The organism is Pseudomonas sp. HMSC063H08 (assembly GCF_001813645.1).
Taxonomy (GTDB): Bacteria; Pseudomonadota; Gammaproteobacteria; order Pseudomonadales; family Pseudomonadaceae; genus Pseudomonas; species Pseudomonas aeruginosa.
The window spans coordinates 275,609-286,835 of record NZ_KV813325.1 but is presented as its reverse complement, the minus strand read 5'-3'; the positions used below and the strand labels follow the sequence as shown (position 1 = coordinate 286,835).

At 65.9% G+C, this 11,227-nt stretch carries 11 protein-coding genes; 1 reads left to right on the top strand and 10 read right to left on the bottom strand.

What is annotated here, in order from left to right; genetic code table 11:
* A partial coding sequence (locus HMPREF2924_RS36140) for a hypothetical protein (RefSeq protein ID WP_204372600.1) occupies window positions 1-213 on the top strand: 213 nt, incomplete at its 5' end.
* On the opposite strand, the gene HMPREF2924_RS01695 is transcribed toward HMPREF2924_RS36140, so the two are convergent.
* From HMPREF2924_RS01695 to amiB, 10 genes are all read right to left on the bottom strand, one after another.
* Entirely contained in the window at window positions 188-1,480 is a 1,293-nt protein-coding gene (locus tag HMPREF2924_RS01695) for an adenylosuccinate synthase (protein WP_003095642.1), read from the bottom strand. The two genes, HMPREF2924_RS36140 and HMPREF2924_RS01695, sit on opposite strands and share 26 nt — an antisense overlap.
* 51 nt (window positions 1,481-1,531) lie before the next feature.
* On the bottom strand, window positions 1,532-2,716 hold the full coding sequence (locus tag HMPREF2924_RS01690; RefSeq protein WP_003095644.1) for an ATP phosphoribosyltransferase regulatory subunit: 1,185 nt from the start codon (window positions 2,714-2,716) through the stop codon (window positions 1,532-1,534).
* Between the two features lie 34 nt (window positions 2,717-2,750).
* The gene (locus HMPREF2924_RS01685) at window positions 2,751-2,936 is read right to left on the bottom strand and encodes a DUF2065 domain-containing protein (protein ID WP_003095647.1); all 186 of its coding nucleotides are present in this window, start codon (window positions 2,934-2,936) and stop codon (window positions 2,751-2,753) included.
* Between the two features lie 95 nt (window positions 2,937-3,031).
* A complete protein-coding gene (gene hflC, locus HMPREF2924_RS01680) occupies window positions 3,032-3,901 on the bottom strand; it encodes a protease modulator HflC (protein WP_003106429.1) in 870 nt (289 codons plus the stop codon).
* A complete protein-coding gene (hflK, locus tag HMPREF2924_RS01675; RefSeq protein WP_003106427.1) occupies window positions 3,901-5,103 on the bottom strand; it encodes an FtsH protease activity modulator HflK in 1,203 nt (400 codons plus the stop codon). The genes hflC and hflK overlap by 1 nt, the downstream gene beginning before the upstream one ends.
* A 94-nt stretch (window positions 5,104-5,197) precedes the next feature.
* Window positions 5,198-6,499 (bottom strand): ribosome rescue GTPase HflX, encoded by a 1,302-nt coding sequence (hflX, locus tag HMPREF2924_RS01670; protein ID WP_003095652.1) that lies wholly within the window; start codon window positions 6,497-6,499, stop codon window positions 5,198-5,200.
* 12 nt (window positions 6,500-6,511) lie between these two features.
* Window positions 6,512-6,760, bottom strand: coding sequence for an RNA chaperone Hfq (gene hfq / locus HMPREF2924_RS01665; protein ID WP_003095657.1), 249 nt, complete (start codon window positions 6,758-6,760; stop codon window positions 6,512-6,514).
* 105 nt (window positions 6,761-6,865) lie between these two features.
* Window positions 6,866-7,837 carry a tRNA (adenosine(37)-N6)-dimethylallyltransferase MiaA gene (miaA, locus tag HMPREF2924_RS01660; RefSeq protein ID WP_003135563.1) on the bottom strand — a complete coding sequence of 324 codons (972 nt, stop codon included), beginning with the start codon at window positions 7,835-7,837 and terminating at the stop codon, window positions 6,866-6,868.
* Window positions 7,838-7,894: 57 nt separating this feature from the next.
* Window positions 7,895-9,796 carry a DNA mismatch repair endonuclease MutL gene (gene mutL / locus HMPREF2924_RS01655; RefSeq protein WP_003135566.1) on the bottom strand — a complete coding sequence of 634 codons (1,902 nt, stop codon included), beginning with the start codon at window positions 9,794-9,796 and terminating at the stop codon, window positions 7,895-7,897.
* A complete protein-coding gene (gene amiB, locus HMPREF2924_RS01650) occupies window positions 9,796-11,223 on the bottom strand; it encodes an N-acetylmuramoyl-L-alanine amidase AmiB (RefSeq protein WP_003123571.1) in 1,428 nt (475 codons plus the stop codon). The genes mutL and amiB overlap by 1 nt, the downstream gene beginning before the upstream one ends.
* Between the last annotated feature and the right edge of the window lie 4 nt (window positions 11,224-11,227).

The window sequence follows — 11,227 nt, the reverse complement described above, 5'->3', positions numbered from 1 at the left end:
CGTGGAAGTTCGAGTCTTCTCCTGGGCACCATCTTCAAGACAAACAGCCGAGCATCGCTCGGCTTTTTGTTGTCCGCGATTTTTCCCTTCGAGCCACGCCACCTCCCCCCGCTCGCCGCGGCGCCGACCCCGGAAATGAAAACGGGCCGCATGCGCAGCCCGTTCCGTCATCGCCCCGCTATCCGCCTCAGGCGAATGGATGGCGCAGGATGATGGTTTCGTTGCGGTCCGGACCGGTGGAGATGATATCGATCGGCGCACCCACCAGTTCTTCCACGCGCTTGATGTAGGCGCGGGCGTTGGCCGGCAACTCTTCCAGGGTCTTCGCACCCACGGTCGACTCGCTCCAGCCGGGCATTTCCTCGTAGACCGGCTGCAGGCCGATGTAGCTGTCGGCATCGGTCGGCGCTTCCAGCACATCGCCATCGGCATTCTTGTAGCCGACGCACAGGCGCACCACGTCCAGACCATCGAGCACGTCGAGCTTGGTCAGGCACAGGCCGGAGATGCTGTTGATCTCGATGGCGCGGCGCAGGATCACGGCATCGAACCAGCCGCAGCGACGAGCGCGACCGGTGGTGGCACCGAACTCGTGGCCGCGCTTGGCAAGGTAGGCGCCGACGTCGTCGAACAGCTCGGTCGGGAACGGACCGGAGCCGACGCGAGTGGTATAGGCCTTGGTGATACCCAGTACGTAGTCCAGGTACAGCGGGCCGAAGCCGGAACCGGTGGCGGTACCGCCAGCGGTGGTGTTGGAACTGGTCACGTAGGGATAGGTGCCATGGTCGATGTCCAGCAGCGATCCCTGGGCGCCTTCGAACATGATGTCCTTGCCGTGCTTGCGCAGGTCGTGCAGGGTCGCAGCGACATCGGCCATCATCGGCTTGAGCAGCTCGGCATACTCCATCGCCTCGTCCAGGGTCTTCTGGAAGTCGATGGCCGGCTCCTTGTAGTAGTGCTGCAGGACGAAGTTATGGTAGTCCAGCAGCTCGCCCAGCTTGGCGGCGAAGCGCTCGCGGTGGAACAGGTCGCCGACGCGCAGGCCGCGACGCGCCACCTTGTCCTCGTATGCCGGGCCGATGCCACGACCGGTGGTGCCGATCTTGGCTTCGCCGCGGGCCTTCTCGCGCGCCTGGTCGAGGGCGACGTGATAGGACAGGATCAGCGGACAGGAAGGACTGATGCGCAGGCGCTCGCGCACCGGCACGCCCTTCTCTTCCAGCTTGGTGATTTCGCGCAGCAGCGCATCCGGCGCCAGCACCACGCCATTGCCGATCAGGCACTGCACGCCTTCGCGCAGGATGCCCGATGGAATCAGGTGCAGGACGGTTTTCTCGCCATCGATCACCAGGGTGTGGCCAGCGTTGTGACCACCCTGGTAGCGAACTACGGCAGCCGCCTGCTCGGTGAGCAGGTCGACGATCTTGCCCTTGCCCTCATCACCCCATTGGGTGCCCAGGACTACGACATTCTTACCCATAACACTTGTCCCCATCGTGGAAGTTCGATGCCGGCCGCGGCCGGCGGAATCTCAGGACGCCAGCGGCGCCACCTGCCAATTGCCATCGCGCAGCGCCAGCTGCCGGTCGCAGCCCGCCTCGCGCGCAGAAGCCGCATCCTGCCCGGGCAGAGCCTGGACGACACGCTGCCCGTCGCGGCGCAGTCGTTGCACCGCCTGCCAGAGCCCGGCCCCTTCGGCCGGCGCCCAGATACCCGATACAGCCTGGTCCAACCGGGCCTGGCCGAGAGTGACCAGGCTTTTCAGATCGGTGGAGAAACCGGTGGCCGGGCGGGCGCGCCCGAAATCGGCACCGATATCATCATAGCGACCGCCCTGGGCGATGGACTGGCCAACGCCGGGCACGAAGGCCGCAAACACCACGCCGGTGTGATAGTGATAGCCACGCAGCTCGCCGAGGTCGAAATACAGCGGCAAGCCGGGGAAACGTCCAGCCAGCGAATCGGCGATCTCGATCAGCTCGTTCAGCGCCACCTGGACATCGGCCGGCGCCGCCGCCAGACGGGCACGGCCCTGCTCCAGCGCATCGCGGCCGCCGCATAGCTCGGCCAGCGCACGCAACATGCCGCGCAGCTCGGCAGGCAGGTCGGCAGTCAGCGCCTCGACCTCGTCCACCGCCTTGCGCTGCAAGGCATCGAACAACTGCTGCTCGACTTCGCCGGACAGCCCTGCCGCGCGCGCCAGGCCGCGGTAGATACCGACATGGCCGAGGTCCATGTGCACGTCCGGCACTTCCGCCATCTCGAGCATTTCCAGCATCAGGCTGATCACCTCGACATCGCTGGCAGGGCTCGGATCGCCGTACAGCTCGGCGCCCAGCTGGATCGGACTACGCGAAGTGGACAGCGCGCGCGGCTGCGCATGCAGCACACTGCCGGCATAGCACAGGCGGCTCGGTCCCTCGCGGCGCAGGCTGTGCGCATCCATCCGCGCCACTTGCGGCGTAATGTCGGCACGGAAACCCATGAGCCGGCCGGACGCCGGGTCGGTCACCTTGAAGGTGCGCAGGTCAAGATCCTGTCCCGCACCGGTGAGCAGCGACTCCAGGTATTCGATATGCGGGGTCACGACGAACTCGTAACCCCAGCGGTGGAACAGATCCAGCACCTGACGGCGGGCTGCTTCGATGCGCGCCGCCTCCGGGGGCAGCACCTCTTCGATCCCATCTGGCAGCAGCCAGCGGTCTACCGTTGCCATTTCGCCTCTCCCCTTTCAGCCGGGCGGCACATCATCAGTGAATCCAGTAAAGAAGCAGGGTGCCGAGCAGCATGCTGCCCAGCCCCACGAGACGCAGGTGACGGTCGCTCAGCCGGCCGATGCCGGTGACCGCCTCGCGCCATTGTCGCGGACACAGGAACGGCAGGATGCCTTCCAGCACCAGCACGAGACAAAAAGCGATGCCGAATTCCTGCCACATGATTCTCGCGGACGCAAAAAAGCCGGGATTTCCCGGCTGGCTCATCATAACACGATTTCTCCGGCGGGCGCTGCCGCCCGCCGGAGAGCCGAGTATTACTTGTTGGCCTTGTTCAGATAGCGGAAGAACTCGCTGCTCGGATCGAGCACCAGTACGTCGCGCTTCTCGGCGAAGCTTTCGCGATACGCCTTCAGGCTACGGTAGAAGGAATAGAACTCCGGATCCTGGTTGTAGGCCTTGGCGTAGATCGCGGCAGCCTTGGAGTCGCCGTCACCGCGGGTCTCTTCCGACTCGCGGTAGGCTTCGGCAACGATTACCCGGCGCTGGCGATCGGCGTCGGCACGAATGCCTTCGGCCAGTTCGCGACCCTTGGCGCGGTGCTCGCGGGCCTCGCGCTCACGCTCGGTGCTCATCCGCTCGAAGACGCTGCGGTTGACTTCCTTCGGCAGGTCGATGGCCTTGACCCGCACGTCGATCACCTCGATACCCAGCTCCTTCTGCGCCATGCGGTTCAGCGAAGCGGTGATGTCGCCCATCAGCGCGTCGCGCTCGCCCGATACCACTTCATGCAGGGTACGCTTGCCGAACTGGTCGCGCAGACCCGCTTCGAGACGCCGCGACAGGCGCTCGTCGGCGATCTGCTTGAGGCCCGAGGTAGCGGTATAGAAGCGCTCGGCATCCGCCACCCGCCACTTGGCATAGGCATCCACCATCACCGCTTTCTTTTCCAGGGTCAGGAAGCGCTGGGTCGGGGCATCCAGGGTCAGCAGGCGAGCGTCGAACTTGCGCACCTGGTTGACGTACGGGATCTTGAAGTGCAGGCCCGGCTTGACGTCGGACTCGACCACCCGGCCGAAGCGCAACATGACCGCGCGCTCGGTCTGCTGGACTACGTAGACGCTGTTCCACAGGACGATGGCGGCGACGACACCGACGATCAGAGCGATCAAAGACTTGTTGCCCATCAGCGGCTCTCCCTCGTACGCGCGTCTTGCTGGCGCAGGTCGTTGACGATCCGCGACCCCAGGTCGGAAGCGCTGGCGCTGCCACCACCGGCGGAAGCACCGGCACCCGTAGCGGGCGCGGCGTTACGACCATCGATCATCTTGTCCAGCGGCAGGTAGAGCAGGTTGTTCTGCCCCTGCTGACCGGTCACCAGCACCTTGCTGGTCTGGCTGAAGACTTCCTGCATGGTGTCCAGGTACAGACGCTCGCGCGTCACTTCCGGAGCCTTGCGATATTCCACCAGCAGCTTGGAGAAGCGATCCGCCTCACCCTGGGCGCGCGAAATCACCTCGTCGCGGTAACCGTTGGCTTCTTCGATGATGCGCTGGGCCTGGCCACGCGCCTCCGGCACCACGCCGTTGGCATAGGCTTCGGCCTGGTTCTTCTCGCGCTGCTCGTCCTCGCGGGCCCGGATCACGTCGTCGAACGCTTCCTGCACCTCACGCGGGGCCTGGGCGCTCTGGATGTTCACCTGGGTCACGGTGATACCGGTCCTGTAGGTATCCAGGAAGCGTTGCAGGCGCTCGCGCACCTCGGTCGCCATCTGCTCGCGGCCTTCGGTGAGGATCCGGTCCATGGTGGTGGAGCCGGCGACATGCCGCAGCGCGCTCTCGGTCGCCTGCTGCAGGCTGACCTCGGGCTGGTCGACGTTGAGCACGAAGTCCTGCAGGTTGCTGATCTTGTACTGCACGGTCAGCGGCACTTCGACGATGTTCTCGTCCTCGGTGAGCATCTGCCCCTGCTTGCTGTACGCACGCTCGCGGGTGACGTTCTCCTGGAAGCGCTTGTCGATCGGCGGGAAGTAGAAGTTCAGGCCGGGACCGACCGTCTCGTAATACTTGCCGAAGCGCAGGATGACCGCCTGCTCCTGCTCGTCCACCACATAGATGGCGTTGTACAGCCAGAGCACGGCGAGGATCGCCAGGCCGATGCCGAACAGGCCCAGGCCACCGCCCTTGCCGCCGGAACCGGAGCCGGAACCGTTGCCACTGCGTTTTTTTCCACCGAACAGCCCGTTCAGGCTGTCCTGAAGCTTGCGGAAAGCCTCATCCAGGTCGGGCGGCCCCTTGCGGTCACCACCGCCGCCACCACCACCGCGGCGGCCTCCCCACGGGTCTCGATCGTTGTTGTTCGAGTTGTCACCCGGCTCGTTCCAAGCCATAGCGCTCTCCATCTAGTAACGCGAAACGCGCCTGCGGCGCGGCCACCCATGCTACCGAATGCCCTGCCCGCTGCCAAAAGCAGCGATACGGGCTTTATTGCAAAGTGTGTTGCGCAACGAACTCCGCCGGCTGCCAGCCAGCGCGGCTCGCCAGGCGGTTCAACTCGGCCCGCGGCAGGCGCACCTGCAGCAGGGTACAACCTTCCTCATCGTGCGCCTCGGACTGCACCGCGCCCAGTTCGAACAACTGGGCGCGCAGGCGCCCGAGCCGCTGGGGCAGGCGCAAGGTCCCGACGAAGAGGTCCTCGCCGAGCAGCTCGGCGATGGCCTGGCGCAACAGGTCGAGGCCTTCGCCGGTCTGCGCCGACAGCCAGACGCGCACCGGCTTGCCGGAGTCGTCGCGCTGGATGTGCGGCTCGACCGAGGGTAGCAGGTCGACCTTGTTATAGACCTCGAGCATCGGCAATTCGTTGGCGCCGATCTCGCCGAGCACCGCCAGCACCTGCTCGACCTGCGCATCCCGTTCGGGCTCGTAGGCGTCGATCACGTGCAGCAGGAGGTCGGCGTTGCTCGACTCTTCCAGCGTAGCGCGGAAGGCCTCCACCAGCTTGTGCGGCAGGTGACGGATGAAGCCCACCGTGTCGGCCAGCACCACCGGCCCGAGATCGTCCAGTTGCAGGCGACGCAGGGTGGGGTCGAGGGTGGCGAACAACTGGTTGGCGGCATACACCTCGGAGGCGGTGAGCGCATTGAACAGGGTCGATTTGCCGGCGTTGGTATAGCCGACCAGGGAGACCGCCGGGATATCCGCGCGCTTGCGCCCGCGTCGAGCCTGCTCGCGCTGGCTGCGGACCTTCTCCAGGCGCTGCTTGATCTGGCGGATGCGCACGCGCAGCAGGCGTCGGTCGGTTTCCAGCTGGGTCTCGCCCGGACCGCGCAGGCCGATACCGCCTTTCTGCCGTTCGAGGTGGGTCCAGCCGCGTACCAGCCGCGTGCTCATGTGCTCCAGTTGCGCCAGTTCCACCTGCAACTTGCCTTCGTGGGTACGTGCGCGCTGGGCGAAGATGTCGAGGATCAGCCCGGTCCGGTCGAGTACGCGGCACTCGAACGCTCGCTCGAGGTTGCGCTCCTGGCTGGGCGTCAAGGTGTGGTTGAAAATCACCAGCTCGACGTTTTCGGCCTTGACCAGGTCGTGCAACTCCTCGACCTTGCCACTGCCGATAAGATATTTGGCGCTCGGCTGGTGGCGGGAGACGCTGACGAATGCCACCGTTTCCGCGCCGGCCGAACGCACCAGCTCCTGGAACTCCTGCGGGTCTTCACGCGCCTCGGGGTTCTGCCCTTCCAGATGCACCAGAACAGCCTGTTCCCCACCACCTGGGCGCTCAAAGAACAAAGCGGACTCCCGTCAAGCGTTGCCCGGCTCGGCCGGCTGGTCACCGCTCGGCAGACGCACCGGACGGCTCGGTACCACGGTGGAGATCGCGTGCTTGTAAACCATCTGGCTGACGGTGTTCTTCAGCAGGATGACAAACTGGTCGAAGGACTCGATCTGGCCTTGCAGCTTGATGCCGTTGACCAGATAGATGGAAACCGGGACGCGTTCTTTCCGCAGGGTATTGAGGTAAGGGTCTTGTAGCGAATGCCCTTTTGACATGTGCCGCACTCCTTTAAGGATCGTAGTTTGAAGTAGTCGAATAGGGTGACTTGGCGCCGTCCAAACTCCGGTCTCGCTCCGGAAACAGACGGACAAATTAAGGTCTCAGGCCAATATGGAGACCGTTTTCAGGTATTTCAAGGCACGCGGCAGATTGTCACCTGCTAGGCTGTCCATCCAGTGTAGATGGCTCCAGCTTCGCAGCCAGGTGAACTGGCGCTTGGCCAACTGGCGGGTAGCGATGATGCCGCGTTCGGTCATTTCAGCGTAGGACAGCTTGCCATCCAGGTAATCCCACACCTGACGGTAACCCACGGCTCTAATAGACGGTAATCCTGCATGCAAGTCACTTCTGGCATGCAGTGCTTCGACCTCGGCGATGAAACCCTGTTCCAGCATCTGGCGAAAACGCTGCGCAATCCGCGCGTGCAACACCTGGCGCTGCTCGGGAGCAATCGCCAGCTGAGCGACAGTATACGGCAATTGATTCCTGCCTGACGCGTCAAAATCCGCCTTTTCAGCGCTTTGCCGGCGACGCAGGTCGCTCATCGACACCCCGCCGAGGCGATACACCTCGAGCGCCCGCATCAGTCGCTGCGGGTCGTTGGGGTGGATGCGCGCAGCCGACTCCGGGTCGACCTCGGCGAGTTGCCGGTGCAGCGCCTCCCAACCTTCGGCCAGGGCCTCGGCCTCGATCGCCGCGCGCACCTCGGGATCGGCGCCGGGCATGTCGGCCAGGCCCTCGAGCAACGCCTTGTAATAGAGCATGGTGCCCCCCACCAGCAGGGGAATCCTGCCGCGCGCGGTGGCCTCGGCCATCGCCGCCAGGGCGTCGGCGCGGAATTCCGCGGCCGAATAGCTCTCCGCCGGGTCGCGGATATCGATCAGGCGGTGCGGATAGCGCGCCAGCAGCTCCCGGGAAGGCTTGGCCGTACCGATATCCATGCCGCGGTAGATCAGCGCCGAGTCGACGCTGATCAGCTCGCAGGGCAGCGCATCGGCCAGCGCCATCGCCAGGTCGGTCTTGCCGGCGGCGGTCGGCCCCATGAGAAAGATGGCGGGAGGCAGGGAAGACATCGGAAAGCTCTTGGACAAAGCGCATAGCTTCGGGCTTTGCGCCCGAAGCTGCAAGGCTCAGCGTCCGCGCAGGAAGAGCTTGTCCAGCTCGTCCAGGCCCAACTGGGTCCAGGTCGGACGCCCATGGTTGCACTGGCCGCTGCGTTCGGTGATTTCCATGTCGCGCAACAGGGCGTTCATTTCCGGCAGGGTCAGGCGCCGGTTGGCGCGCACCGCGCCATGGCAGGCCATGGTGCCGAGCAACTCGTTCAGGTGTGCCTGGATACGGTCGCTGGTGCCGTACTCCAGCAGGTCGGCGATGACATCGCGCACCAACTGGGTCGCCTCCGCCTGCTTGAGCAGCGCAGGGATCTGCCGGATCGCCAGGCTTTCCGGCCCCAGGCGCTGCAGCTCGAAGCCCAGGCGCTGGAACCAGCTGGAATGCTCTTCCGCGCAATCCGCCTCGCGCTCGCTGACCGCGATCGACTCCGGCACCAGCAACGGCTGCCCACGCAAGCCTTCGCTGGCCATCGCCACCTTGAGGCGCTCGTAGGTGATCCGTTCGTGGGCCGCGTGCATGTCCACCAGCACCAGGCCGTGGGCGTTCTCGGCGAGGATGTAGATGCCCTTGAGCTGCGCCAGGGCGTAACCCAGCGGCGGGATGTCCTGGGCGCTCTCGGGCAACGCGGCTGGCGCCTCGCCCGCGGGCAACGGCGCGAAGTAGGCCTTGTAGGCGCCACCGGCCTCGGCCAGAGAAGGCGGCGCCTCCGGCCGGGTGTAGGCGGAATAGCCGGAGGAGCCGCCGGAGACCGACGAGCCGCCACTCCAGCCCACCCGTGCCGCCGGACTCTCCAGCACGCTCTCGGCCAGGCGCATCTCGCCCTGCGGGCCGAACTCGCCGGCGGCAGCGCCGGTCGGTCGCGGCTCGGTCAAGCTGGTCGCCCCGGGCGGCGCGAGCTGGTCGTCGGGACGGACCTCGCCCAGCGCACGATGCAAGGTGCCATAGAGGAAGTCATGGACCATCCGGCTGTCACGGAAGCGAACTTCGTGCTTGGTCGGGTGCACGTTGACGTCCACCACCGCCGGATCGACTTCGAAGAACAGCACGAAGGTCGGATGCCGGCCGTTGTACAGCACGTCGCGATAAGCCTGGCGCACCGCGTGGGCGACCAGCTTGTCGCGCACCATGCGCCCGTTCACATAGAAGTACTGCAGGTCCGGCTGGCTGCGGGAGAAGGTCGGCAAGCCGACCCAGCCCCACAGGTGCAGGCCGTTGCGCTCGACCTCGATCGGCAGCGCCTGCTCGAGGAATGCCTGGCCGCACACCGCGCCGACCCGGCGCGCGCGGGCCAGCTCGTCTCGCGCCTCGTGCAGGGCGAAGATGGTCTTGCCGTTGTGGCGCAGGTGGAAAGCCACGTCGAAACGGGCCAGCGCCAGGCGCTTGATGACTTCCTGCAGATGGTCGAACTCGGTCTTCTCGGCGCGCAGGAACTTGCGCCGCGCCGGGGTGTTGAAGAACAGGTCGCGAACCTCGACGCTGGTCCCCACCGGGTGCGCCGCCGGCTGTACCCGCGGCTGCATGTCGCGGCCCTCGGTTTCCACCTGCCAGGCTTCGCCCGCGTCGGCGGTACGCGAGGTCATGGTCAGGCGCGCTACCGAGCTGATCGAGGCCAGCGCCTCGCCACGGAAGCCGAGGCTCATCACCCGCTCCAGGTCTTCCAGCTCGCGGATCTTGCTGGTGGCGTGGCGAGCCAGGGCCAGCGGCAGGTCGTCGGCGGGGATGCCGCGACCGTCGTCGCGCACTCGCAGCAACTTGATGCCGCCCTGCTCGACCTCCACGTCGATGCGCCGGGAACCGGCGTCAAGGCTGTTTTCCAGGAGTTCCTTGGCCACCGAGGCGGGACGTTCGACCACCTCACCGGCGGCGATCTGGTTCGCCAGCCGCGGACTCAGCAGCTGGATACGCGGTGTTTCACTCATCACTGGGCCGCCAGGGCGGTGCTCGGGATCGACAGGGCCTGGCCGACTTTCAGGTTGTCGCTGGACAGGCTGTTGCTGCTGCGCAGCGCGGCCATGCTCACTTCATAGCGCTGGGCGATCATCGCCAGGGTCTCTCCGGGCCGCACCACGTGCTCGCGCGGCCCCATGGAGAGCTTGCCCTGGGCGCGCAAAGAGGCGATGTAGGTGCCGGGCGGCGGGCTCTGCTGGAAATACTGGCGGATGCCGCTGGTGATCGAACGCGCCAAGGCCTGCTGATGGCTGGCGCTGGCCAGCTTGCGCGACTCGTTGACGTTCGAGATGAAGCCGGTTTCCACCAGGATCGACGGGATGTCCGGCGACTTCAACACCATGAACCCGGCCTGCTCGACACGACGCTTGTGCAGCGAAGTGATGCGGCCGACATTGGTCAGCACCTTGTGGCCGACGTCCAGGCTCGACGAGAGGGTGGCGGTCATCGACAGGTCGAGCAGCACGCCGGCGAGCATCTGGTCCTTGTCGCCGAGGCTGACGCTGCCATCGCCGCCGATCAGGTCGGAACGGTTCTCGCTGTCGGCCAGCCAGCGCGCGGTTTCCGAAGTGGCGCCGCGGTCGGACAGGGCGAACACCGAGGCACCGAAGGCGCTGCGGCTCGGCGCGGCGTCGGCATGGATCGAGACGAACAGGTCGGCGCCCTTCTTGCGGGCGATCTCGGTGCGCTTGCGCAGTGGGATGAAGTAGTCGCCGGTACGGGTCAGCTCGGCCCGGTAACCGCGCACCTGGTTGATCTGGCGTTGCAGCTCGCGAGCGATCGACAGGGTGATGTTCTTCTCGTGCAGCCCGCCCGGGCCAAGGGCGCCAGGGTCTTCACCGCCGTGGCCGGCGTCGATGGCGATGACGATATCGCGGGTACCGCCCTTGGTCGGCAGCGGCAGCTTGGCCACCGGCTGGGTCGGCGTCACCGGAGTGACCGGCACGCTCGGGGTCGGCGTCGCGGGTACGTCCGGGGTCAGGTCGGCGCCCTGGTCGTAGAGATCGACCACCAGGCGGTTGCCGTATTGCTGGTTGGGCGGCAGGACGAAACTTTTCGGGGTGACCTGCGCCGACAGGTCGAGGACCATGCGCAGGTCGTTGGGCGTGCGCTGGGCGGAGCGCACCGCGGTGATCGGGGTGTTGCCGAGCTTGAGACCGTTGAGCTGGGTCGCCAGCTGGGCGCCGCTGACGTCGATGACGATACGGTTGGGCGCGGCCAGGGTGAACAGGCTGTGCTGCACCGGACCGGAGAGATCGAAGACCAGACGGGTGTTGTCCGGAGCGCGCCAGATCCGCACGCTCTTGATTTGCGCGGCGGCCAGAACCTCGCCGACCTGGCAGGCCAGCAGAATCATCACCCCAGTCAACAACGTCCGCAGACGCAAGCCCCAACCCATCGTT

Bases quoted from the DNA above. Each gene is read 5' to 3' on its own strand.
- HMPREF2924_RS01695 (WP_003095642.1), bottom strand. From the start codon at position 1,480: ATGGGTAAGAATGTCGTAGTCCTGGGCACCCAATGGGGTGATGAGGGC.
- HMPREF2924_RS01690 (WP_003095644.1), bottom strand. From the start codon at position 2,716: ATGGCAACGGTAGACCGCTGGCTGCTGCCAGATGGGATCGAAGAGGTG.
- HMPREF2924_RS01685 (WP_003095647.1), bottom strand. From the start codon at position 2,936: ATGTGGCAGGAATTCGGCATCGCTTTTTGTCTCGTGCTGGTGCTGGAA.
- hflC (WP_003106429.1), bottom strand. From the start codon at position 3,901: ATGGGCAACAAGTCTTTGATCGCTCTGATCGTCGGTGTCGTCGCCGCC.
- hflK (WP_003106427.1), bottom strand. From the start codon at position 5,103: ATGGCTTGGAACGAGCCGGGTGACAACTCGAACAACAACGATCGAGAC.
- hfq (WP_003095657.1), bottom strand. From the start codon at position 6,760: ATGTCAAAAGGGCATTCGCTACAAGACCCTTACCTCAATACCCTGCGG.
- miaA (WP_003135563.1), bottom strand. From the start codon at position 7,837: ATGTCTTCCCTGCCTCCCGCCATCTTTCTCATGGGGCCGACCGCCGCC.
- mutL (WP_003135566.1), bottom strand. From the start codon at position 9,796: ATGAGTGAAACACCGCGTATCCAGCTGCTGAGTCCGCGGCTGGCGAAC.
- amiB (WP_003123571.1), bottom strand. From the start codon at position 11,223: ATGGGTTGGGGCTTGCGTCTGCGGACGTTGTTGACTGGGGTGATGATT.